The sequence below is a fragment of the Isosphaeraceae bacterium EP7 genome, assembly GCA_038400315.1.
Lineage (GTDB): Bacteria > Planctomycetota > Planctomycetia > Isosphaerales > Isosphaeraceae > EP7.
In genome coordinates, this window is record CP151667.1 from 4,483,490 (window position 1) to 4,506,385 (window position 22,896).

Below are 22,896 nucleotides of genomic sequence, written 5' to 3' on the forward strand. Positions count from 1 at the left end.
GAGCTCGCGTCTGTTTCGGGAGAGATGACTTCGAGTTCAGCGGCTCGACGACTTCTTCTTGGGGACCATGCCGGAATTCGCGTTCTTCATCGCGTCGGTCGAGCTCTTCAAGAACGTGTCGGTGACCTCGGCCGGGGGATTCGGCTGGTCGGTGCCACCGCAGCCGGAAAGGTAGCAGGCAAGGATCGCGGCGATCACAGCGTGGCGGGGCCGAAGCATGCACTCATCTCCACAAAGCCAGCGGGAAGTTCCCAACGTCGAGATCTGGCGACGGATTGGCCCGCCCGGGCGCCATTGACTCCCGGGCGGGCCGAGTTTTCGTCGAGGACCGACCGTCAATACGCGTCGGAGCTGAGGACCTCGCGGCCGTTGCGGGTGCCGACGGCCCACCAGGTCTGCAGCGAGACCGTGTCCTTGATGAACTTGACGGAACCATCCGCCATGGTGACGTTCACGCCACCGGAGTGGTTGCTGGTCGCGGTGATGGCGTCATTGAAGCCGCCCGGATAGCCGCCGTAGGAATTCGATGCGACGCACGAATTCGAGTTCGGGGGCATGAAATGGTCATAGGCGTTGAAGTGCAGGGTGCCGGCGTGGCTGCCGGTCCAGCACGATCCGGACCACGCGGTGTTGTCGCCCGCGGGCTTCGTGGTCGCGGGGATGCTCTTGCACGCAGCCACGAACGCCTGGGCTTCGTCGCCACCGTTGACGCTGTCTCGGTTCGAAGCAACGCTGAGCTGGAACTGCACCCGCTTGCCGTCGGCGGTGCCGGGGATGGCTTTGGCGGCATAGCCGTTCAGGCCGACCAGCTTCTCCGAGAAGAGCGCGGTGTTGCTCAGCCCGTCCGTGACGGATTCGAATCCGAGGATGCCCTGATTGCGCGTGGCACCGCCGTCCGCATTATTGAAGCCGGGCTTGTTGTTCGGGTCGCTGCGGGTCGGGACGATCGGGCCGCTCCACGAGGCCAGCGGGGCGGGGCCGCCGAAGTTCGCGTGGTAGTTGGTCCAGGACGAGGCAATCCACGGGCCCGACTTCATGTCTTCCGACGGGCAGACCAGCGAGGCGACCCGCACGTTGGCGATCGTCGCATTCTCGCCATTGCTCGCCCCGAAGGCGTAATTGGCCGAATTCGCCAGGGCCGTCTGCTCGACATAGCCCATGAGGCCAACGGCCCAGCCGAGTGGCCACCAACCCGCGCCAGCATCGGGGAAGCCGCCCGACGTGCTCCCGCTCGCCGAGAGGGCGAAGTTGCCGAACAGGATCGGCAGCGCGTTGTTGGTCGAGTTGTAGTTGTGGACGGCCAGGCCGAGCTGCTTGAGGTTATTCACGCACTGGGCGCGGCGGGCGGCCTCGCGTGCGCTTTGCACGGCCGGAAGGAGCAAGGCGATCAAGACGGCGATGATGGAGATGACCACCAACAGCTCGATCAGGGTGAAGCCACGGCGTTTCGGCGACATGCAAGTACTCCCGGGGAAAAGAGCGGATGAGCACGGATCTCGAACCATGCACCGGAGCGTCCGGACACCCGGAATAGGTGCCCGGGACAGCCCGAATAAGGGGCCGACCTAAGAATTTCGTTCTAAGGACGATGAGAGCATGGGGCGAAAGAGAACGGCGGAACCGTCGGATGGAAACGAACGAAATTGCACCAAGGTGACAATTTCGCCGACGGACTCGAGAAGCAAAACCTGCGCACGACTGCAGGAAGGCTCGATTAACTGAACCGATGGAATAGACGACGTCCCGGCCCACGTTGGACCAGGGAATAATCGACTGTTTCAAGGGTTTTGGATCAATCTAGAACCGAGCAAAGCCTCATGAGAGTATCTTTTTTTGAAATCTTGACAAGAGTGCGTCTAGAAAAATCTTCGCCCTTGATTAAACAGAGCGAATTGAATACGGGTACCTTGGGGCGGAAATCCACGCATCCAACCCGGATCTCGGGAGTCTCGGCGCCTGGCTTCCAGTTTTGTGTCGGGCCTTGATATTTCGTTGCAACCGATCTCAAGATCGCAAAGAAGCTTGCAGATTTGCATCCCTCGAACGTCGCTCATCGCGTGGCGTAAGTCGAATGAGGGAAAGATGATCGAGTTCGATTCTTGGGTGGGTTCGTTCAGCTTTGTTCAAGATCTTTCCAGATCGGCCCCGCGTCTTCGGGCACATGGGTCAGGAGCTGGTCGACGGCATCGTGCGGATCGGACAGGACGAGGATCTGGCGGCGGTGCTCGGGCCTGAGGAATCGCTGGTCGACGGCGGCGTCGAGCAGCGCCAGCAGCGGGTCGAAGTAGCCGGCGATGTTCAGGACGGCGATCGGCCGGCGATGCAGGCCCAGGGCCGCCCAGGTCAGGATCTCGAAGAACTCCTCGTAGGTGCCGATCCCGCCTGGAAGGGTCAGGAAGGCCGAGGGCCTGGCGGCCATCAACGCCTTGCGCTCGTGCATGCCACGCACGACGTGCAGCTCAGTGAGCCCTTCGTGGCTGATCTCCTTCAGGGAGAGGGCCTCGGGGATGACCCCCACCACGCGACCGCCCGCAGTGAGCGTGGCATCGGCGACCTCGCCCATCAGTCCGACGCGGCCGCCGCCGTAGACCAGGCCGATCCCGCGCGTTGCCAGCGAGGTGCCCACCGCTCGCGCGGCCTCGACGAATGCGGGGTTTGCCCCGCGCGAGGAGCCGCAGAAGACGCAGATATGCGGGCGGTCTGGCATGGCGGGGTCCATCTACGGGGTGTCGCGCGTCAGGCGCGTGCGGCGTCGAGCTTGGTGTCGGTGGTCGCCTTCAGGATCGTCACGTAATAGCTGGCCATGAACAATCCGAGATAGGCCAGGCCGACGAGGCACCCGACCGCCAGCTCGGACCCGCTCACTCCGGGGTTGCCGGGCGCGATCGGGAGCGAGGGCCCATGCGGGATTGGCTGGAAGCTTGCGGCGGGCCGCCTCAGCATCCAGAGCATCATGGCCGTCAGCCCGGCCGAGGCCCCTCCCAGCACGACGACCAGCGCGTGCATCAGGAAGAAGATCGAGAGCGGATTGACCCGCTTGACCCGCACGTTGGGGAGGCCAAGCAGCGCGTTCATCTTGGCCGCCTCATAGATCAGCCCGATCCTGGTCCGGATCAGGATCAGGGCCATGAAGGCGCCGATCACCGCCAGGGTGCCGAGAGTCAGAGGAAGGCACCAGAACTGGATCGTCTTCAAGGGGACGATCGGCACCACGTCGGCCTTCACGTTCAGCAGGGCCGTCGAGGCCCCGAACGAGATCGAGGCGACGAGCAGGAAGATGCCGACCGTGCGATTGCGGTCGGTGATCAGCTGATGGATGGTCCTGGAGACGTGCAGGTAGCGCACCTCGGGGGAGAGCGTCGGATGCGACGCCGGCTTCCATCCCGCGGCGGCCTCCTCGCCGGCCATCTCCAGACTGGCCAGGGCCGCGTCGACCGAGTCTTCTCCGGTCGCGTCGATCTGGATCCCCTCCGCATGCTCGGACGCCTTGATCTCGGGCTTCGATTCCGGCTGGGACGGCGTCTGGGTCATGGGTGTCCTGCGACTGGAGGAGGGCCATGGGAACGGCCGACTGGACTCTCCCCGCGGATCCGATCGCGGAGAGCGGCCGGGGCCGCTATCATGGGACGAGGGGTACCGGTTGGCAAGCCGGCGCGAGGTGGGACGGGAGAGTCGTCGACGTGGCCGAAGCCAGCAATTACGTGACGGTGGCCCGGGTGGGCGAGGTCGCCGAGGGCCGGGCGATCCCCGTGAAGGTCGACGGCCGCGCGATCGCCGTCGTTCTCGACGAGGGGATTTATTACGCCATCGACGACCAGTGCCCCCACAAGGGGGTGCCGCTCTGCGACGGGTTCGTCTTCGGCGGCACGATCACGTGCCTCTGGCATGGCTGGCGGTTCAAGCTGGCCGACGGCCGGTGGATGGACAGCCCCAGGGTGCGCATCGGCACCTACCCGGTCCGGATCGTCGGCGACGAGATCCAGGTCTCCATCGACTGAGATTCGGCCCGCCGGAATGGGCAAGGGCCCGCTCCGTCGTGGCTGACGGGGAGGGCCCGAGGAGAGGAGAGGCTCGCCGCGATCGGGTTCAGGGCAGGATGCGCTGGCCGATGGCGTTGTTCACGCCGAGCATGCTGCGGCGGTGGCGGACGGCGGTGTCGCGGAACGCCTTGACCGCGTCGTTGTACTCGCGCTGGCCATTGAGCAGGACGACCAGGTTCTCCTCGCCCCCCTTGAAGAGCTGCTCCAGGGAGTCGCGCAAGTCACGCGCGGTCGGCAGCAACTGGGACTCGACCCGCTCGACGGCCTGCCGGCTGACCCGGTACTCCGACTCCGCGGCGCGGACCTCGTTGATGATCTGGCGTTCCAGGTTCACCGTCTCGATCTGGGTCTGGGTGATGTTCAAGCGGGCCCGCTGGATGTTCCCCTGGTTCCGGTTGTAGACCGGGATCGGCAAGGTGATGCCCAGGGCATAGGACGTGGCGCTCTTCAGGCCCTGGGGCGCGTTGTCCTGGTAGGTGAAGGGCTGTGCCAGCAGGTAGGCGTCCTGATAGGCATTACGCCTGGCCAGGGTGACGTCCGACTTGGCCCGCTCGATGCCGAGGCGGTATGAGTTGAGGTCGGGCCTCGACTGGAGGGCGGCCCTGATCAACTCATCGACGGGCGGGGGCGGCGGGGCTTCGTCGCGGATGGTGCCGCGAATCTCGAAGTTGTCCGTCTGTTCGGGCGGGAAGTTCAGGAGCGTGGCCAGGGTGCGCTTGGCCCGGCTGTACTGCTCCCTCGCGTCGAGCACGCCGATCTCGGCGGCCTGGACCTGAATCAGGACCCGGTCAACGTCGGCCCGCGTCTTGTTCTCGCCCTTCTGCTGCAAGGTCTGGGTGATTTCCTGGATCCGCGAGAGACCATTGACGCTCGTCTCGGCGTAGCGGACGGTCTCGCGGGCGGCCAGCACGTCGACGAACGCGGTGTGCAGGTTGGCGATCTGCAACCGGACGGCGTCCTGATACTGCGCCTCCAGCACCTTGCGGGCGCGGATCGCGACATTGATCCGGGCGGCACGCTTGCGTGAGAGATCGAGCGGGTGCGAGATGTTGATATCGTATTGCGTCTGGCCGCCCGGACGTTGCTGGGTGTATTGCCCATACGGGATAAGCTGGGCGTCGGCGTAAAAGATGGGATTGGCCCGCAGGCTGGCGGTGAGCACGTCGGCGTCGGCCTGGGGGATCTCGTACGCCTTGGAGCGTAGGTCGAGATTCTCGCGGACCAGCCTCTCGATGGCCATCTGGAGCGTCAGGCCGTCGGCCGGTCCCAGGTCCTCGGGGGCGCCCGGTGTTTCCAGGGTGCCGAAGAGGGGCGTATTGCCGACCGGAAGGGCGGCCGGCGCGGAGATTCCCTGCGAGGGGGGCGCGGTCACCTGCGGCCCGGTCTGCATGATCGAGCTGGGCACCTTCGGCCCCAGGATGGCCGCACCGCCGCCGAGCAGGCTGTCGCCCCCGCCCAGCGAAGAGTCGTTGCCGCCGATCGTCATGAAGGACGAGGCCCCTGCGCCGGGGGCCGGTCCCATCCTCGATCCCGCGCTGCCCGGGGGCCGCGTCTCATCGCCGCCGATCGTCGGAGCCTGGCCCTCGGCGCGAGAAGTCGCGAGGGCGGCCACGCACAGAATTCCCCAAAGCCAACCTCGGCGTGTCATGGTGGATTCGCCCTCCCTGGCTTCCACGACGGGCGACCTGGGCCGATCCACGGCCCGCAACCTCGGCTCTCCGGCCGACCCGCCCCTCGACATCCTCAAGCTATCGGACGGCCCTCGGCGAGACTCTGAACCGGTTTGAGAGGCCGACGACTCCCGTAACGCTCCCATCCCTATAACCCGACGGACAAGACCCCATTGGCCATGTCGCCGGACACCTTCGAACTTTCGATTTTCGAAAATTCTATCCGTCATGAGTGTCATCCGAAGCGGGCGGAACTTGGCAACTGCTTCGTTCTCACAAGCCTAAGCGGCACCGGCGGATGACGTCTCGGCACTCCACGGCCCGCGACGATCTGGCCCGCCCGGATCGATCGAACGCGGCCAGGATTGCGTCCGGTGGAGCTTGCAAGGCTCGGATGTTGATGATAAGACAGGCCTCAACAGTGTCGCACGCTGTACGGCAAGGATTGCTCCAGGGCGTCCCGCCGCCGTGTATGGTGGGATCCCGACAGATGTGCGGCATGGACGGTCTCGCGGCGATGATAGGCCGTGAGCCGTCCCCATCTCTCCGGCGAGCACGGACGACGAGCAACGTCGCCCACCGGCGAGCAAGCCCGGCCGAATCGAGCCCAATCGGCAGACGGGCAAGCCTATGAACGGCGACCGGCAACTCCTCCTGTTCCGGAGGTGGCTCGAGCCCCTGCGTACCGTTGCGTCCCCCGCCGGGGTGGACTAAGGTAAAGCCCTCGGGCCGGACGAGGCTGTGCAGGCGCCGCATGGGGCCGAACGCCGACGGCCGCGGGTTCTCTTTCTCTTTCGTTTGCGGGGGACGGGCCATGCATTCGCATGATGAAGGATCCAGGCTCGGGGCATCGGACTGGTCGCGTCGCGGCTTCTTGAAGGCCGGAGGGCTGGGGACGCTCGGCCTGGCCTCGGCCGAGCTGATGGCGGCCGGCGCCAGGGCGTCGGGCGGCACCGCGACCCGTCGCGCAGGCTCGGTCATCTTCATCTCGCTGGTGGGCGGCCCGAGCCAGCTCGAGACCTTCGACCCCAAGCCCGACGCCCCATCCGAGATTCGAGGGCCGTTCGGGTCCATCGCCACGTCGGTCCCCGGCGTCCGGATTTCCGAATACTTGCCCGGCCTCGCCCGCAGGATGGATCGCCTGACCCTCGTGCGGTCGATGACCCACGCCGAGGCCCCGATCCACGAGACCGGCCACCAGCTCCTGAACACCGGCGGCCTCTCCCGCGCTGACGCCGACCGCCCTCACTTCGGCGCCGTCGCGTCGCACCGGCTGGAGACCGACGGCCGCTCCCCCCGCTTCGTCATGATCCCGGGGCCGATCGGCCACACCGGCGTCTCGATCTCGCACGGCCAGGCCGGCGGGATGCTCGACCCCAAGCTCGGGCCGTACACCACGGACGCCACGCCCGGCACGGTCGGTTACGACGCCCGCGCGATCGCCCTCAGGGCCGGCTCACTCGGTCGGGGTGACAATCCGTTCAACCTCGACGACGAGCGGAGCTCGACGCGCGACGCTTACGGGCGGACCACACTGGGCCAGGGCTGCTTGCTGGCCCGTCGCCTGGTCGAGTCGGGCACGCGAGTCGTGGCCCTGAACATGTTCGACACGGTTTTCGACAAGGTCACCTGGGACGCCCACGGGCGCAAGCCCTTCAGCAGCCTTGAGGATTACCGCCGGACGCTGCTCCCCACGCTCGACCTGGCCGTCTCGGCCCTGGTTGACGACCTGCAAGGGCGTGGGCTGCTCGACTCGACGCTCATCGTGGCGACCGGCGAGTTCGGGCGCACCCCGAGGCTCAACCAGTGGGGCGGCCGCGACCACTGGCCGGCCGTCTGGACCGCACTCCTCGCCGGCGGCGGCCTCCCCGGCGGCCAGGTCATCGGGGCCAGCGATGCCCACGCGGCCGAGCCTTACGAACGCCCCGTCGCCCCGGTCGACCTGACGGCGACCATCTACCGGGTTCTCGGGATCGACCCGGCCCTGGTCCTCGACACGCCCGGCGGCACCGGCCTGGCCATCGCCCCGGACGCCCGCCCCTTGATCTGATCGAGTCGACTCCTTATTCAACCTGAGAACCGGCCCGCGCGACTCGGACGAGTCGCGCGGGCCGGTTCTCATTCCCGCCGGGATGGATTCCGGCCGCCGTTCAAGTCGGCGGTGCCCGCGGCCGATCTTCCTCCGATGATGAGGATGAGTCGCTCGCCGCAAGGACGTGGCACCCCTTTGATTTTGAAGCGAGGCGGCGATGCGGGGTTCGATCTCCAGGCGTTCATTCCTGGGCGCGGGCCTGGCGGGCCTGGCATTCTCGACGGCCATGGGAACACGCAGCATGGGCTCGACCGGCTGGACGCTCGACCAACTCGTCCGGCTTTCGCCCGCCGAGATCGAGGGGCTTTACGCCGCCTCGGGCGTCGGCCAGCTTCCCAGCGGCAAGGCGACCGGCCGTGCGATCCTCTTCGGCGGCTCGAAGCTGGCGGCGCCGGCGTCGCGCATCGGTCGGGCTTTCTGGCAGGGGAAGGTCTTCTCGCCCGACCAGGGGAAGGCCGTGAACCGCTTCTTCGGCATCAGGAGCGTCCCCGCCGCCCTCGGCTTCGGCCCTAGCTGGCGCGACGGCAATCCGGCGATCATCCTCGACTATGCCGAGACCTCTCGGATCTACGCCCCCTATCGGGACGAGATCCGCGAAGTCTCCCCGGGCTTGTTCCTGGGCCTGATGTTCGACCGCCGCACCGCTCCGCCCAAGCTGGCCCTCTACTTCGCCCTGGAGATGAGCTAGCCAGTCGTCAGGCGATCCCTTCGAACCCGTCTCCCGGGCGTGAGATCGCCCGCGACGGGTCGACGAACAGCCAGCAAAGGCCGCCCGCGAGGAACACGATCCCCGTGATGGTCAGCGGGATGCCCCATCCCCATCCGAGCTGGATCAATTCGCCGAAGAGGATCGGCGAGAGGAACGCGCCGATCCCGCTGGCGGTGTTGACGACCCCGGCCACCCGGCCGGCGTCGCGCTCGCCCAGGTCCATGATCGCCGCCCAGAGCGAGCTTGCGGGCAGGTCATTGAAGAACCCGGCCAGGGCCATCAGCAGGACCGTGGGGATGGGCGACTTGACCTGCAAGCTGAGCAGGAAGCAGACCCCCGCCATCGTCGCGCCGATGAAGCCGACCGCACGCCTGGCATAGCGTGTCCCCCCCATCATCGCCACGAGCGAGTCGCTCATCCAGCCGCCGAGGGCGCACCCCAACACGCCCGCCAGGAAGGGGAGCGCGGAAAGATTCGCCACGCTGTTGGGCGTCATCCCTCGCGCTTCCTTGAGGTAAGTGGGCATCCAGGTCGCGAAGAAATACCAGGCGAAGGCCGAGCAAGCGGTCGCCCCGCAGAGTCCCAGGACCGATGGATTCGTCAGAATCGCCCGCCACGACGCCCCTCCGGCGGGATCGGCTTCCGCCGTCCCTTGCTCCTTCTGCCATGACGCGATCCAGTTGCGCTCCTCGTCCGAAATGTCCGGATGGTCTGCGGGCTCGTCGCGATACCAGACCCGGAACACGCCGGCCCAGACGAGCCCGACCAGCCCGTAAATGACGAACGTCATCTTCCAGCCGACCAGGGAGAGCATCCACTGGGTCAGGGGGAGCGAGACCGCCGCGCCGATCCGCGCGGTCGTCCAGATCGTCCCCTGGGCGCGGCCCCGCTGCTCGGTCGGGAACCAACGCGTGAGCGCCCGGGCGATATTCGGGAATGCCCCGGCCTCGCCGCCGCCGAAGCAGAAGCGGACGAGGAGCAGCGATTTCAGGCCCATGACCAGGCCGGTCACCGCGGTGAAGGCGCTCCACCAGAGAACGACGCGGGTGAGCACACGCCGCGGGCCGATCCGGTCGCCCAGCCAGCCCGTCGGCACCTCGAAGATCAGGTAGCCCAGCGTGAAGGCGCTGAAGACCCAGCCCATCTGCCGCTTATCGAGGCCGAGCTCGGCGCTGATCGGGCCCGCGGCCTGAGACATGCATATGCGATCGAGGTAAGTGATCGCCGCCAGGATCGAGAACATCCCCAGCACCTGATAACGGACGAACCCCGCCGGCCGGATTCGCGCAGGACCCTCGTCCAGGTCGGGCAGATTTGTGGCTAAGTTCATCAGGCATCTCAAGATGAAGGGGGGCAATCGCTGGCGGCCGGCCCCAACTTAGCCGTCGTGTCGAGCCCAAGCAAAGGAAATGGTTGAACAACCACAACCATGAACCGGGGATTTCCCTGCACGAGATCGGCGTCTCCGACTATGATCAAAGGAGCATGGGGGTCGTGCCCCGCGCCATCATCCGGAGGATCGATCGTGGCCCATCGCCGGCTCATCTTGGTACTTACCTTGCTCGCCTCCTTGGCCGGTTGTTCGCCCGCGATGGAGAGCGCCTCCAGGGTCGTGCCGGTTGGCCCCGATCGGGGGGCGGAGTCCTCGACCGACGGAGTTCGCCCGAAGTCGACCGGCGCCCAGGTCAAGATTCCCATGCATTGAGCGACCTTCAATGATCGCGGACCAGGCGGCGTCCGCCCCGAACTCGCCAAGGATGAAGACGATGGTCCGGCCTGAATCCAGAGATCACGCCCCGGGCTCGATGCGCGACGACCGGCCGCTTGTGGCCCTGACGATGGGCGATGTCGCCGGGGTCGGCCCCGAGATCATCGCCAAGGCCTGGTTCAAGGGCCCTTTGCGCACGATCGCGCGGCCCATCGTTATTGGCAGTGCCTCGGTGCTGCGCCGGGCCCTGAAGACGGTCGGCGGCGATGCCCGGGTTCAGGTGATTCGCGACCCCGAAGAGGCAACCCCGACCGCCGCTCTCATCCCCTGCATCGAGGCCACGCGCGAGGACCTGGAACTGGTCCGGCCCGGCAAGGTTGATGCCCGAGCCGGGGCCGCGGCTCGCGACTTCCTCATCGCTGCGGCCGACCTGGCCCTCGCCGGCAAGCTCGATGCGCTGACGACCCTGCCGCTGAACAAGGAGTCGCTGCACGCCGCGGGCGTGAAGCACCCCGGCCACACCGAGATCCTGGCCGAACGCTGCAACGTGCCCAATCACGCGATGATGCTCTACATCGGCCCGCCCGCGGGCGGCGAGGCCGGGCTCGGCGTGGTCCACGCCACCTTGCACGTCCCCTTACGCCGGGTCTTCGAGCTGCTGACGATCGATGCGGTGGAGGAGAAGATTCTCCTCGCGAACAAGGTCTTCGCCCCGCTCATCCAGGGCCGGGCCCCGCGCGTGGCCGTGGCCGGCCTGAACCCTCATGCCGGCGAGAACGGCCTGTTCGGCGACGAGGAGGCCCGGATCATCGGGCCCGCCATCGAGCGTGCTCGTCGCATGGGACTGGACGTCACAGGACCCGTCGCCGCCGATACCCTCTTCGCCCGCGCCCTGGCCGGCGAGTTCGATGCCGTGGTCGCCATGTATCACGACCAAGGGCACGTCGCCTTGAAGACGGTCGGCTTCCAGCATGCGGTCAACGTGACGCTCGGGCTGCCGATCATCCGGACCAGCGTGGCCCATGGCACCGCCTTCGACATTGCCTGGACCGGCCAGGCCGATATTTCCAGCCTGATCGAGGCGGTGCGCGTCGCCGCACGCCTCTCCGAAGGCCGACACGAGGCAGCGACCCACCGATGACCACTGTCGTCTACCTCATCCGTCACGGTGCCACCGCAGTCAACCGAGAGATTCCCAACCGACTCCAGGGCAAGGGGATCGACCTGCCGCTCGACCCCATCGGCCGCGAGCAGGCCGCCCGAGCCGCCGAGGCCCTGGCCAGCCATCCCCTTCGGGCGGTCTACGCCAGTCCGATGCTCCGCGCACTGGAAACGGCGTCGATTGTGGCCGTGCCGCACGGCCTGGCTCCCATCCCGGTGGAAGACATCATCGAGGCCGATGTCGGCCGCTGGGAGGGCCTGACCTGGGCCGAGGCCAGTGCCCAGGACCCCGAGCAGCACGACCAGTTTCACGCCAATCCCGGCACCGTCCCCTATCCCGGTGGCGAATCCTTCCAGGACGTCCAACGTCGATCGGTCCCCGCCCTCGCCGCCCTGGCCGCCAGCCATGCCGGAGAGCGAATCGCCGTGATCGCGCACAACGTGGTCAACAGGGCGGTCCTGGCGTCGCTGCTCGGCCTGCCCATCGACCTGGCCCGGGCCCTGCGCCAGTCCAATTGCGGTATCAACGTCCTGCACTACCACCGGGCCGGGCGCGTCGAGCTCTTCGCGATGAACGCCTGCCTGCACCTGGAAGGCCTCGAACCGGGCCCCTGAGCCTAGCGGCGGATCACCCGAACCTCGACCCAGTCAGTGACGATCGTCCCGGGCCAGATCGACCTGAGCGTCGGGTCGGACCATCCCAGCTGCGGGTCGGGCCGCAAGACGACGCGTAGCCGGCGCAGGCCCGGGGCATCGATTCCAGTTACCCCAGTCCCCGCGATCGGACCGATCGGCCGGAGGATCTCTCCCTTCGGCTCGTCCGGGGTCCCCGCGAAGACGACCTGCCCGGCCTCATAAGTCTCGTCGATCCCCTCGAATTCCAGGTAGGCCCGATGGGCCAGCTCGGAAGGGAGCGGGGTTGTCAGCCTGAGCAGGGGCGGGTCTCGCAGGACGAACTCGCGGTTGAGGGTCAGGAAGGCCGAGGAGCCGTCGGGTTCCGTCGTCTCGCCCTTCGAGGGCACCAGCGTCAGGGCCTTCTGCATCGCCTCGCCCCGGGTGTCGTCGGGCATCGTCAGCAGGGCATCGACGGCCAGGTTGCGGTCGAACTCGAAGCTCGTGTTCACCTGCGGCAGGTCGAGCTGCCATTGCTCGGTCAGATCCTTGGTCCTGGCTCGGGCATGGAGCACCAGCCGGTGCGTCCCTTCGCCCTGAAAGTCACCCGGGTTCAGCTCGAACCGGGCGGAAATCGGTCCGGGCGCCCATTCACTGTAAGATTCGAGCGCGGCCCGCTCGGTCCCCATGACCCGATAGGACCATTCCAGGTTCGATGGCTTCAGCCCGTCGCCCCCTTCGGCCAGGAACGGCACGCCGAAGCTCACGGAGACGGGGAAGGCGACTTCCAGGCCACGCGGATAGCGACGACGAAGGGACCAGTCGACGCGATAGCCGCGGCGCACGAGGCCTTTCTCCTCCTCGGCGATGAGCATGTCGGCCTTCCAGAGAGCCGACAACGCCTCGCCGGCCGCATTGCGAATCTCGGAGGTCTTCCCCTCGTCGAGCAGTCGGTACAGGTCGATCAGTCCCGCCCGCCCGTATCTGGACGCCTCGAGGATCGACGCCAGATCGGGCCGATCGCCGGCCAGGCGGTCGACCGCGCCTCGGGCCTTGAACCCTTGCAGCACCTGCCGTCCACCGCCCAGGCCGATGACCAGGGCCAGCGTGACTAGCACGGCCGTACGCGGGTCGGCCAGGTACGCGGTCCAGCCTCGCTGCGGCACGGTCGGAGCCTTGGCGTCGGCATCTTGCGCCGCCGCGTGCCCCGCCGAGCACAGGACCATGGCCAGGGGGAGGATGCAGCGTGTTCGCCGCGGGATTCGGGCGTGGGTCATGGATTCAGGCACCGGGTCGCGGCCTCGACTTCTTTTCCGGCTGCGCCGGATCCTCACCCTCGGGCTTCTCTTCGATGATCGTCGGCTTACGCAGGAGAACCCCTTCGCCGTCGAGCCCCAGGGCCGCGGCGATGTCGTCGATCCGGTCCTGAAGGTCGTGCAGGTCTCGGTGCAGCGCCTTGATGTCGCCGATCACGCGGTCCATCGGCTCCTCGGCCCCTTCGGCATCGGTGATCAAGAGCAGGTTGTCCTCGGGAATCACCTTGAAAGTTAGGCCGACCTGGTCGAGCAGCAGCTTCAGGCCGGTCTGGAGCCGGACTCCCTCGGGCAAGTCGATCTGCACCGACTCGTCTTCGGCCAGCGACAGTCGGTCGAGCGCCGAGGCATCGAGGACGACTCGCCCCTTGAGTTGGGTCTTCAGGTGAAGGGCCAGCATCTTCAGCGTGGTCGGCTCGCCGAACGCCCAGGGATAGGGCTTGCGCAAGGCGTCTCGCACCGAGTCGACCGGCGGTGCAGCGAGGGCTGGATCCTCGGCAAGGGATGGCAAGAGTGTCGTGCCCAGCAGCAGCGTCGCGGCGACGGCGGAGGGGTAGGCCCAACGTACGATCGTCATGATCTGCGGTCTCTCGGGTGAGGCGTCCGGGCCTGGACGCCCTGCGGTTAGGCCACCGCCCGATTGTAGCGGCAACCCCCTCGAGTTGCAGGCCCCAGGCCGCACTCGCCCGGTCAGTCAACCCTGCCGAGCGCGACCGCACGCTCGACCTCGAAAGTGTCCGGGAAGCCGAATCGTTCGCGATCCAGGACCAAAGCCGCCGCGGCCGAGGCCCTGAGCATGGCGCCGCGGAGCAAATTGAGCGGGACTGGCCCCGGAGTCCAGCCCTCGGCGAGCAACTTCCGAACAAACGACGACGCGAATGCCTCGCCAGCCCGGTTGGTGTCCCTCGGCGGATGAGTCCTGGGGAACGCCGGCAAGCGGATCGACTCGACCTCGCCCGATTCCGCCCGGACGATTGCCTGGGCTCCCTCCGGGCCGTCGGTGACGATCACAACAGGGATCAGGCCCGGCAGCGAACCCGATTCCGCCAGGGATTCCCACTCCAGCCGGTTGCACGCGAGGATATCGATCGATCCCGCGAAGTCGGCCAGTGGGCAAGCCCGGTCGACCATGTTCCTCATCGCGGGCGCGAAGACGCGAATCGTGGGCGCGTTTGCGTCTCGCAACACGAACGAAGAGAGCGGGTTGGGCAAACCCGCGACCACCGTGAGTCGGGGCGGCCTGTCGTCGTCGATCCACAAATCGCCCGGTTTTAAGGCCGCGTGACAGCCGCGAAAACCCGCCGCCAGCTTGTCGCCGTGCGGCCCGCTGGAGATGAGCAGGGTCCAGTCGGCTTCTTTGCCCGAGATCTGGATTGGTCGCGCGTCGATCCCGGAGATTTTCAGCATCCGCAGGACGTCGCCGCTGAGCGAGTCGGTCTCAGGCCCCAGGGCGCAGACCAAGGTGCCGCAGAGCGCGCTGGCGTATCCGGCACCCATCCCGCCCAGGTCGTCATGCCAGCCGATCGACGGGATCGGGCCATTCCCGGCCGTTTGGCGATCCAGGGTGATGCCCCGGACCCGGACGACGCCGAAGGGGCCCGGCCAGTCCTGGGGCAGATCGATGCGGAGGAGCGTCCCGGCGTCGTCGAGCAGGGCCAGGCCGGGGCCGGGTTCCAGGCTGCCGTCGGCACTCCGGTCGACGGGTTGTTGCCCTGCGGTATGCAACGGCCGGTCGATGCGCAGGACGCGATCGAGGTAGGCGGGGCCGTAGACGTGGACTTCGGACATGGTGGGTGGTCCCGGCTGTGCGGACTCGGTAGGGCGGGCCATCTGGCCGGTTCGCTTCCGGGAGATCGGCAGAGGATACAATGGAAGGACGAGGACGCCAGCCCCGGGATGGGATCCGAACGCATGGGTATCATTCGAGCACTCTCGCCGTCCGTCATCAACCAGATCGCCGCCGGCGAGGTCATCGAGCGACCGGCGAGCGTGCTGAAGGAATTGCTCGAGAACGCGATCGACTCGGGCGCCTCGCGCGTCGACGTCTCGGTGGAGCGCGGCGGGAAGGACCTCATCCGCGTGGCCGACGACGGCAAGGGGATGGACGCCGACGACCTGCTGCTCGCGTTCCAGCCGCACGCCACGAGCAAGCTAAAAGAGCCCGACGACCTCTTCAAGATCGCCACCCTGGGCTTTCGTGGCGAGGCCCTGGCCGCCATCGCCGAGGTCTCCAAGGTCCGCTGCCAGACCCGCGAGGCCGATGCGCCCCATGGGCTGGAACTCTCGATCGAGGGGGGAGTTGCCGGCGAAATCCGCGAGTGCTCGGGCACCCCGGGAACCGTCTTCGAGGTCCGCCAGCTCTTCTTCAACACCCCGGTGCGGCGGACGTTCCTCAAGGCCGACTCGACCGAGGCCGGCCACGTCACCGACATGTTCACCCGAATTGCCCTGGCGCATCCGGCAGTCCACCTGACCTTCAGGTCGGGCGGCAAGGTGCTCTACGACCTGCCCGCGTCCACCGGCATCAAGGACCGGATCGCCACGTTCTTCGGCCGCGAGATGGCCGACACCCTGATCTGGGTCGAGAGCCGGGTCGAGCAGACGCACCTCTGGGGCTATGTGGCCAACCCCGAGCAGAGCCGGTCGAACACCAAGGGGCAGTTCCTCTTCGTCGGCGGCCGGTTCGTCCGCGACCGCTCGCTGGGCCACGCACTTTCGGAGGCCTACCGTGGCCTGGTCATGGTCGGCCGATCGCCGATCGCATTCCTGAACCTGGAAGTTCCGCCGGACGAGGTCGACGTCAACGTCCACCCCACCAAGATCGAGGTCCGATTCCGCGACAGCCAGAGGATTTACAGCCAGCTGCTCGCCACGATCCGCGAGGCGTTCCTGGGCAGCGATCTCCACGCCAGGCTCCACGCTCCTCCGCCCACGCCCCCGGCGCCTTCGCCCTGGTCGTCCAACGCGATCCTCAGCATGCCGGAGCCACCACCGCTACGGCTGAACTCGTGGAGCGATCGTAAGCAGGAGGTCTCCTCCTGGTTCGCTCCCCCCACCCAGCAGGCGTTCCAGTCCTTCCCGCAGCCCGGATATGCCGGCGGTCCCCCGGTGCCCGAATGGTCGCACCACCTGCCCAATCCCGCGACCACGGCCAGGGCGTTCGATGAGTTCTCGGGCGAGGAGGCTACGTCAAATCCGGACCCCGCTACAGATGCGACAACGACCGGAAACCAGCCCGCCGAAGCGTACTCACCCGAGCGAGTCGCGGACGAGTCAGCCCAGCTTCTGGCCCGGTCGATGTCTCCGCGTGCCATCCAGATTCACGACAGCTATCTGGTCGCCGAGACCGACGAGGGCCTGGTCGTCATCGACCAGCATGCGCTCCACGAGCGGATTCTCTACGAGGAGTTCAAGGCCCGCGTGGAACGGGGCGGCGTCGAGTCCCAGCGGTTCCTCGTGCCCGAGCCCGTCGAGCTGACCCAGGTCGGCGCCGACGAGCTATTACTGCACAAGGAGCTGCTCGCCAGGCTGGGCCTGGAGATCGAGCCGTTCGGCGGCGGGACAGTACTTGTTCTGAGCGCCCCGGCGATGCTCGGTGGTGTCGAGCCCGAGCGGCTCGTGGCTGAGCTTGCCGAGCACTTCCGGTCCAGCCCCCTGCCGCCGACCGCCGATGGGCTGCTCGAAGGGGTCCTGAACATGCTCGCCTGCAAGGCCGCGGTGAAGGCCGGCCAGAAGCTCGACCCCGAGGAGGTCGCCGCGCTCCTCTCTCGCCGCCACCTGGCCGCCAACACCCACCACTGCCCGCACGGCAGGCCCACCGCCCTGACCTTCACCAAGGCCGAGCTGGAACGCCAGTTCGGCCGGATCTAGATCGGAGATCGCTTGAACGTCGCGGCTCTCCTCGGAAAAGAGGGCCAGGCCACTGCGCTTCGCTGCGGAGCCAGTCCACTTTTTCAGGCACATCGGCTTCTCGCCGAAAAAGTCCTTGCCGTCGGCGATCGCATCGAGATCGCAGTGCGCGTGCAGGTCGCACGGGATGGCGCTGATGAGTGCGTCGATCCCTTCTGTTGCCAGGACTTCCTTCCAGGTGACGTCGGTCGATCCAACCGGGCGCTTCTGGCCGGCGGTCTCGACGGCCTTGAGACCGCGTACCAGGTGGCCCGCGTCAAGGTCGAAAATGGCGCGGACGGCTACGCCGGGGATCTGCAGGAGGTTCGCGAGTAGGGCCGATCCTCGGCTCCCCGCTCCGATCAGAGCGACGCCGAGCGTGTCGTTCGCTCTTGCCTGTTGGGCGTGAAGGAGAGGAGCTGTGGCCAGGGCCCGGCGCTCATACCCAGGAAGGCTCGATTCGGGATGCTCGTCATCTCAAAATCTCCGGGTGGGTCTGCGCCAACGTGATCGCCCCGACCCCCGGGACGATCTTGCCGGAGCCCATCCAACCGCCGAATGTGAGTCGATCCGATACCGCGTCGCAAGACAATGCTTCCCGACCTGCTCACTCCTTCGAAGGTGGTCGGGATTTTCCGCAGCACCGGCCTGACTTCCCCGAGGGGGCCGTGGACCTCGGGGATGCTGTCCCTGTCGTCGTCGTCATGACCGACGTTCCCGGCCTGGATTGGTCTAGGCGACCCGAAGGATCGACGCATAATGTCGCGCCTCGCTTCCCTGGGCCGGGGCGCGAACTTTCTCTCACACCGGACGAGGATTTTGAACCATGGGCAATGTTCCGATGCAGGTCGCATCCCCCCGAGGCTGGCCGCTGGCCCGGACCCGATGGGCCTTGATCGGGGTCGCAGTGGGTGTCGTCGGTTCCTCCTGGTTCGGCGTCGGACGACACCCATCCATGGCGGCCATCAATCCGCCCGCGGCGTCCGCTGATGAGTCGAATGAGCAGGTGGCCGAGTCGGACGAATCCCAGCCGGCAGACGGAATGATCGACGGCGCCGTGCGGAAGGTCGCCCAGGGGATCGAAGACGCATCGACGACCGTACGGGACCGTTATGACATGGTGGTGGGTGCGACCCGCAATGGGGCACTCGCCTCCGAGGTCAATTCCCGACTTCGCCAAGACCGGGCGCTCGAGTCCGGACGAATCGATGTGCAGGTCGAGGAGGAAGGTACGGTCATCCTCAAAGGCCAGGTGCCTGATGCCGAGTCGAAAAACCATGCGGTGGAATCGACTCGCGAAATTCGCGGGGTGGTCCGGGTGGAAGACCATCTGGCCGTCCCGCCGACGCCGCGAGTCTACAATGCTCCCACAGGCGTCGCCGCCACCTCTCGGACTCGCCGCATTCGCTGAACGCGAGTCCTGGGGATGCGGGCCGGTTCGAGTCGCCTGTCCGCTCGTTCTCGGCAGGATCACGAACCGCCTCGTCATCCTTGATCGGCGTTCGCCCTGCCCTCAGTCGGTCAAAAAGAGGAAGCCAGGTCGCACAGCGAGGCGACCTGGCTTCGTCCGCGTTTGCTGAGAGTGTCGATGGACGCAGTCGTCAGGGGCACCCCTCAAATCGAGCGTAATAGGCGAGTGCGAGTGACATTGTGCTCCATATTTTCTGCTCGCGCCTCGCGGATGCATGGCCCCGGAGGTTACTTGGCGGCGAGCTTCTTGAATCCCGGTGCCGCCACGATCGTCCGGATCGGCTTGCCGTCCTCGTAATTCCAGAGTCGGACCTCGCCGTCCCAGCTTCCCGAGGCGATGGTCTTGCCGTCGCCGGAGATGGCGAACGAGTAGACCCAGTCGGTGTGGCCTTCCAGGGCTTTCAGACGGGCACCGTCGGCGGGGTTCACCACGGCGACGACCTTATCTGATGAGCAGGCGACGATCGACTTGCCGTCGGGCATGTACTGGATCCGGAAGACGGCGCCGTTGAAGCCGCCGATCTGACGAGTCTGCTTGCCGTCGTCGTCGGGGGCCCAGAGGCGGATCGAGTTATCGGCACCCGCCGAGGCGATGGTCTTGCCGTCGGGCCCGTAGGCGACGCTGTAAACCGGCTCGGCATGCGCGGGGAAGGTGACGAGCGACTCCTTCTTGACGACGTCGAAGACCTTGCTCGTCTTGTCGCGGCTGGCGCTGGCGAGCCGCTTGCCGTCGGGGCTGAACGCGAGGTCGTAGATCCAGTCGGCGTGGTCCTCGATCGTCGCCGTCTCCTTGCCGCTCTCGACCTCGTAGATCCGGATCGCGCGATCGGCGCCCGCGGCGGCGACGAGCTTGTTATCCGGGCTGAAGGCGACGGCGAAGACGCTGTCGGTCGACTCGACCAGGGTCCTGACGAGCTTGGCGTTGCCGTTGGGCTCGGCCGCCCAGAGCTGCGCCAGGCCAGCCTGTCCGGGGTCGCCGCTGGCGATGGCCAGCCACTTGCCGTCGGCGCTGTAGGCGATGTCATAGACACGCTCGCCCATCGGCCGCAGGCGTCCGGCGAGCGAGCCGTCGGCGGGCTTCCAGAGGTTGACCTCGTGATAACCGGCCGAGGCGAGGCTGGTGCCGTCGGGGCTGAAGGCGAGCGCCGTGATGGGGACCGCGACGGGGTAGTCTTCGGGGATGACGACCGGCACGCTCCGGCGATACACGACCGTCCAGTCCTCCGTCGGGCTGGCGCCGTCGTACTTTGCCCCCTGCTTCACCCAGGTCTCGATGAGGGCCACCTGCTCGGCGGGCAACGCGTCCATCTTGTAGGGCATGCGGGGCTCGCCGTCGGGGCGGATCAGCTCGACGAAATAGCTCGCGTCCGCGTCTCCAGGCTCCAGCGTGACCCCTTCTCCCTGGGCCCCGCCCTTCGCCAGCGCGGCGAAGTTGGTCATCGAGTATTTGCCCTCGGACTTCCGAGGGTTGTGGCAGGCGATGCAGTTCTGCACCAGGATCGGGGCCACGTCCTTGATGAAGCTGATCGGCTTGGCCTCTTCCGGCTTAGCGGCGGGCTCTTCCGGCTTGGGCTTGGCCTCGTCCGGCTTGGCGGGAGCGTCGGCGGGCTTGGCTTCGGCTTCAACCTTTGCGGCGGCCGCGGGCTTGTCCTCCGCCGGCTTGGCGGGCGGATCTTCCACGGCGGAGGCCATCAGGCGCGGGGCCAGGCACAAGGCAAGGGCCAGGGCGAGCGAGCATGGGCCGAGGCGGGGCATGGGCGGGTCTCCGTGGGCGATCAGGTCCGGCGATCCAGGTGCGGCGGTTGACTTACTTCGGCAAGACCTTGATGGCCAGGGCGCCGGGGGGCGTTGGGTAATCCTTCTTCTCGATCTGGAACGCCACGAGCACCTTGGCCGCGGCCATCGCGGCGGCGGCGGTCGGCTCGGCGACGACCTTGATCGTGAAGTCGGAGGCGTCGGGCGCGACGGTCACCGGGTCGGCCTTCAGGCCGGCGGGCAGGCCGTCGAGCTTGACGGTGACCGGCTCCTTGAACGCCCCCTTGCGGACGACTTTCCCCTTCACCTCGACGGTCTCGCCCGCCTTTACCTCGGCGGTCGCGGCGACCTGCAACTCGGCCGGCCGGACGACGTTGACGATCACGGCGGGCACGGCCAGCGTCCGCTCGCCTCCCGGCAGTGCGCCCTTGGCCAGCAGGGCGACGGTCATCGCCCCCAGCGGCACATCCGCCGTGGCATGCACATTCGCAACCCCTTCGGCGAGCTTCTCAGCGACATTCACGGCCGGGACGGTCAGGCCCGGCGGGAGCGGGGCGGCTGTGATGGCCAGGGCGGCGTCTGCGCCGGCGGCACGGGTCACCTTCAGCGGGATCGGGCTGGCATAGCCGTGCACCACCTCGATCGGGCCGACGGGGGCGTCCAGCGAGGCCGGGGCGGGCAGGGCGGGGGCGACCGTCGAGGCGTGGAAGGTCATCGTGTTCGTGGGAACCGGCCCCTGCGAGACGAACGTGACCGACTTGGTGGCGCGGGCCACGATCGGACCGGCCGGGCCGGTCGCCTTGCCCACGACGTTCAGGCCCGTCACACCGAACGCCGCATCGGCCGCGGCGCTCAGCGTCAGCACCCCGACGAGCTGGCCGTCGGCGATCGTCCCCGGCCGCGCGGTCAGGCCGGCGGGTAGGTTCTGAACTTCGAGCTGGATCGGGCCGGCGTAGTCGCGGCGCACGACCGTCACCGGCAGGGCTGCCGTCCCTCCCTTGGGGATGCTCAACTCGCCGTCATTCAAGGTGACCGAGAACCCCGGCCCGCCCGGCTCGACCACGATTCTATAGGGGTAGCCAATCCCGCCGCGCTTCTGGATGTCGGTGATCGCCAGCGTGATCTCCGTCAAGCCGGCCGGGACGGTGAAGCCCTGAATCGGATCGAGCGAGTTGATCGCGTTGGCGGCCACGGCCACCTTGTTCCTCCGGCCCGTGGGCGCGTCGTCCGCCGTGGTCAGGACCGCGCCGTCCTTGCCCAGGATCTGGAGCTGGGCATCGAGCGACGATCCGAGGTCGGCCGCCTCGACTTCGACCCTCAGGACCTGCCCGGGCGCGACGGCCAGCGTGAAACGGTCCTCGTCGCCGGCCGGGTCGATCCGGCCGTTGATCACCGATGGGCTCGCAACCCGGATCGGTGCCGCCGCCGGATCGACAGGCTCACGCGCCTCGGTGGTCTCGCCCACGGCGACCGGAGAGAGCGAGTCGAGATCCATGGGCAGGCCGATCGATGTGCCCGCCGCACGCGGAGAGGCTTCGAATAGGCCCGGCAGCGAGGCGATCGTGGCCGCGAAGATCTTCGTGCCTTCCAACGTCCCGCCGCGAGCCTCGAATCCGACCGTCTCGCCCTGGCGACCGCCCAGCGGATAGACCTCCTCGGCGACCGGAATCTCCCCCACCATCAGGCGATAGACCGGCCTGGCCCCGCCCTGGTAGCGGGAGTCGGACAGCTCGATCACGTAATCGCCGTCCTCGGGCAAGGCGATGATGAGCCGCGCGTCGGTGATCAGGCCCGCGGAGTCGTCGGCCGACCCGACGTAAGCGCGGCCGGCGGTCGTCAGGCGGATCGAGGGGTCGACCCCCGAGCCGAGCCGGTTGCACTGGGCGTCGATGACGAGTTTCTGCCCCTTCTTGCCGGCGAACTTGTAGTAATCGACGTCATTGCCGGCCGCCTGCCCCTCGACGACGATCGGGGGCGTGATCACCTGAGCGGTCTCGAAGGTGCTGTTCTCCTCGACTTCGGCAACTTGCCCGACCTGGCCGACGGCGACGAGGAACGGATTGGAAACGCCATCCTCGGTCTTCACCCGCACGGCGTAGACGCCCGTGGGGGTGGCCGGGTCGACGGTCGCCTTGAACTTCCAGTTGGCGGCGTCCTTGTTCTCGGGCGCGGCCGGCTCGACCGTGACCTTGAACGGCGCCACCAGTTCGGGTTTGCCCGCCAGGGCCCCGCCGTTGATCGTGACCTCGATGGCCGCCCCACGCGCGACGCCCGCCGGAGTGATCCCGGCGATGGTCGGGGCCGCAGCCCGGGCATTCGAGGCGAATAGAACGTGCCCGATCAGCACACTCAGGGCCGTCAACCGGCCGGCACGTGCGCGAGTCATGGGTCAATCTCCGGAGTCCAGGCCAGTCGGGCGGGCGGGATGCGCACGCACCAATCGAGGCGCGTCGAGCAACAAAGCGGGAGGGATCGCAG

At 67.4% G+C, this 22,896-nt stretch carries 18 protein-coding genes and 1 pseudogene; 7 read left to right on the forward strand and 12 right to left on the reverse strand.

The window, feature by feature from the left end; genetic code table 11:
• Positions 1–36 precede the first annotated feature (36 nt).
• The 4 genes from EP7_RS17360 to EP7_RS17375 all read right to left on the reverse strand — a co-directional run bounded on the left by EP7_RS17360 (position 37) and on the right by EP7_RS17375 (position 3,531).
• A complete protein-coding gene (locus EP7_RS17360; protein ID WP_463522945.1) occupies positions 37–219 on the reverse strand; it encodes a hypothetical protein in 183 nt (60 codons plus the stop codon).
• A 116-nt stretch (positions 220–335) separates the two neighbouring features.
• Complete coding sequence (locus EP7_RS17365) at positions 336–1,457, reverse strand: DUF1559 family PulG-like putative transporter (RefSeq protein ID WP_463522947.1); 1,122 nt, start codon at positions 1,455–1,457, stop codon at positions 336–338.
• A gap of 656 nt (positions 1,458–2,113) precedes the next feature.
• Complete coding sequence (locus EP7_RS17370; protein ID WP_463522949.1) at positions 2,114–2,719, reverse strand: LOG family protein; 606 nt, start codon at positions 2,717–2,719, stop codon at positions 2,114–2,116.
• Positions 2,720–2,736: 17 nt separating this feature from the next.
• Positions 2,737–3,531 (reverse strand): hypothetical protein, encoded by a 795-nt coding sequence (locus EP7_RS17375; protein WP_463522951.1) that lies wholly within the window; start codon positions 3,529–3,531, stop codon positions 2,737–2,739.
• 149 nt (positions 3,532–3,680) lie between these two features.
• Between EP7_RS17375 and EP7_RS17380 the strand changes: the two genes are divergently transcribed.
• Complete coding sequence (locus tag EP7_RS17380) at positions 3,681–3,998, forward strand: Rieske (2Fe-2S) protein (protein ID WP_463522953.1); 318 nt, start codon at positions 3,681–3,683, stop codon at positions 3,996–3,998.
• An 88-nt stretch (positions 3,999–4,086) separates the two neighbouring features.
• On the opposite strand, the gene EP7_RS17385 is transcribed toward EP7_RS17380, so the two are convergent.
• Positions 4,087–5,652, reverse strand: a complete 1,566-nt coding sequence (locus EP7_RS17385) for a TolC family protein (protein ID WP_463522955.1) — start codon at positions 5,650–5,652, stop codon at positions 4,087–4,089.
• An 872-nt stretch (positions 5,653–6,524) separates the two neighbouring features.
• On the opposite strand from EP7_RS17385, the gene EP7_RS17390 reads away from it, so the two are divergent.
• Positions 6,525–7,760: a DUF1501 domain-containing protein gene (locus EP7_RS17390; protein ID WP_463522957.1), complete on the forward strand. Its 1,236-nt coding sequence runs from the start codon at positions 6,525–6,527 to the stop codon at positions 7,758–7,760.
• Positions 7,761–7,959: 199 nt separating this feature from the next.
• Positions 7,960–8,490 carry a hypothetical protein gene (locus EP7_RS17395; protein WP_463522959.1) on the forward strand — a complete coding sequence of 177 codons (531 nt, stop codon included), beginning with the start codon at positions 7,960–7,962 and terminating at the stop codon, positions 8,488–8,490.
• A 7-nt stretch (positions 8,491–8,497) separates the two neighbouring features.
• Here the strand turns inward: EP7_RS17395 and EP7_RS17400 are convergent, their stop codons facing one another.
• Positions 8,498–9,841 carry an MFS transporter gene (locus EP7_RS17400; RefSeq protein WP_463522961.1) on the reverse strand — a complete coding sequence of 448 codons (1,344 nt, stop codon included), beginning with the start codon at positions 9,839–9,841 and terminating at the stop codon, positions 8,498–8,500.
• Between the two features lie 427 nt (positions 9,842–10,268).
• On the opposite strand from EP7_RS17400, the gene pdxA reads away from it, so the two are divergent.
• Both pdxA and EP7_RS17410 read left to right on the forward strand, forming a co-directional pair.
• The gene (gene pdxA, locus EP7_RS17405; protein WP_463522963.1) at positions 10,269–11,360 is read left to right on the forward strand and encodes a 4-hydroxythreonine-4-phosphate dehydrogenase PdxA; all 1,092 of its coding nucleotides are present in this window, start codon (positions 10,269–10,271) and stop codon (positions 11,358–11,360) included.
• Positions 11,357–11,995: a histidine phosphatase family protein gene (locus tag EP7_RS17410; RefSeq protein WP_463522965.1), complete on the forward strand. Its 639-nt coding sequence runs from the start codon at positions 11,357–11,359 to the stop codon at positions 11,993–11,995. The genes pdxA and EP7_RS17410 overlap by 4 nt, the downstream gene beginning before the upstream one ends.
• Positions 11,996–11,997: 2 nt before the next feature.
• On the opposite strand, the gene EP7_RS17415 is transcribed toward EP7_RS17410, so the two are convergent.
• The 3 genes from EP7_RS17415 to EP7_RS17425 all read right to left on the reverse strand — a co-directional run bounded on the left by EP7_RS17415 (position 11,998) and on the right by EP7_RS17425 (position 15,093).
• Positions 11,998–13,281, reverse strand: a complete 1,284-nt coding sequence (locus tag EP7_RS17415) for a hypothetical protein (RefSeq protein ID WP_463522967.1) — start codon at positions 13,279–13,281, stop codon at positions 11,998–12,000.
• Complete coding sequence (locus tag EP7_RS17420) at positions 13,274–13,882, reverse strand: hypothetical protein (protein WP_463522969.1); 609 nt, start codon at positions 13,880–13,882, stop codon at positions 13,274–13,276. Before EP7_RS17420 ends, EP7_RS17415 begins: the two co-directional genes overlap by 8 nt.
• Positions 13,883–13,995: 113 nt before the next feature.
• Positions 13,996–15,093: a carbohydrate kinase family protein gene (locus tag EP7_RS17425; RefSeq protein WP_463522971.1), complete on the reverse strand. Its 1,098-nt coding sequence runs from the start codon at positions 15,091–15,093 to the stop codon at positions 13,996–13,998.
• A gap of 123 nt (positions 15,094–15,216) precedes the next feature.
• On the opposite strand from EP7_RS17425, the gene mutL reads away from it, so the two are divergent.
• On the forward strand, positions 15,217–17,175 hold the full coding sequence (gene mutL, locus EP7_RS17430) for a DNA mismatch repair endonuclease MutL (protein ID WP_463522973.1): 1,959 nt from the start codon (positions 15,217–15,219) through the stop codon (positions 17,173–17,175).
• Positions 17,176–17,319: 144 nt separating this feature from the next.
• Here mutL and EP7_RS17435 read toward each other — a convergent pair.
• Positions 17,320–17,559 (reverse strand): annotated as a pseudogene (locus EP7_RS17435) (Gfo/Idh/MocA family protein); the annotation flags it as partial.
• Between the two features lie 640 nt (positions 17,560–18,199).
• Between EP7_RS17435 and EP7_RS17440 the strand changes: the two are divergent.
• A complete protein-coding gene (locus tag EP7_RS17440; RefSeq protein ID WP_463522975.1) occupies positions 18,200–18,604 on the forward strand; it encodes a BON domain-containing protein in 405 nt (134 codons plus the stop codon).
• A gap of 287 nt (positions 18,605–18,891) precedes the next feature.
• Here the strand turns inward: EP7_RS17440 and EP7_RS17445 are convergent, their stop codons facing one another.
• Entirely contained in the window at positions 18,892–20,418 is a 1,527-nt protein-coding gene (locus tag EP7_RS17445; protein ID WP_463522977.1) for a c-type cytochrome domain-containing protein, read from the reverse strand.
• Between the two features lie 52 nt (positions 20,419–20,470).
• Positions 20,471–22,804, reverse strand: a complete 2,334-nt coding sequence (locus tag EP7_RS17450; RefSeq protein ID WP_463522979.1) for a PPC domain-containing protein — start codon at positions 22,802–22,804, stop codon at positions 20,471–20,473.
• Between the last annotated feature and the right edge of the window lie 92 nt (positions 22,805–22,896).

Bases quoted from the DNA above. Each gene is read 5' to 3' on its own strand.
- EP7_RS17360 (WP_463522945.1), bottom strand. From the start codon at position 219: ATGCTTCGGCCCCGCCACGCTGTGATCGCCGCGATCCTTGCCTGCTAC.
- EP7_RS17365 (WP_463522947.1), bottom strand. From the start codon at position 1,457: ATGTCGCCGAAACGCCGTGGCTTCACCCTGATCGAGCTGTTGGTGGTC.
- EP7_RS17370 (WP_463522949.1), bottom strand. From the start codon at position 2,719: ATGGACCCCGCCATGCCAGACCGCCCGCATATCTGCGTCTTCTGCGGC.
- EP7_RS17375 (WP_463522951.1), bottom strand. From the start codon at position 3,531: ATGACCCAGACGCCGTCCCAGCCGGAATCGAAGCCCGAGATCAAGGCG.
- EP7_RS17390 (WP_463522957.1), top strand. From the start codon at position 6,525: ATGCATTCGCATGATGAAGGATCCAGGCTCGGGGCATCGGACTGGTCG.
- EP7_RS17395 (WP_463522959.1), top strand. From the start codon at position 7,960: ATGCGGGGTTCGATCTCCAGGCGTTCATTCCTGGGCGCGGGCCTGGCG.
- EP7_RS17400 (WP_463522961.1), bottom strand. From the start codon at position 9,841: ATGAACTTAGCCACAAATCTGCCCGACCTGGACGAGGGTCCTGCGCGA.
- pdxA (WP_463522963.1), top strand. From the start codon at position 10,269: ATGAAGACGATGGTCCGGCCTGAATCCAGAGATCACGCCCCGGGCTCG.
- EP7_RS17410 (WP_463522965.1), top strand. From the start codon at position 11,357: ATGACCACTGTCGTCTACCTCATCCGTCACGGTGCCACCGCAGTCAAC.
- EP7_RS17420 (WP_463522969.1), bottom strand. From the start codon at position 13,882: ATGACGATCGTACGTTGGGCCTACCCCTCCGCCGTCGCCGCGACGCTG.
- EP7_RS17425 (WP_463522971.1), bottom strand. From the start codon at position 15,093: ATGTCCGAAGTCCACGTCTACGGCCCCGCCTACCTCGATCGCGTCCTG.
- mutL (WP_463522973.1), top strand. From the start codon at position 15,217: ATGGGTATCATTCGAGCACTCTCGCCGTCCGTCATCAACCAGATCGCC.
- EP7_RS17445 (WP_463522977.1), bottom strand. From the start codon at position 20,418: ATGCCCCGCCTCGGCCCATGCTCGCTCGCCCTGGCCCTTGCCTTGTGC.
- EP7_RS17450 (WP_463522979.1), bottom strand. From the start codon at position 22,804: ATGACTCGCGCACGTGCCGGCCGGTTGACGGCCCTGAGTGTGCTGATC.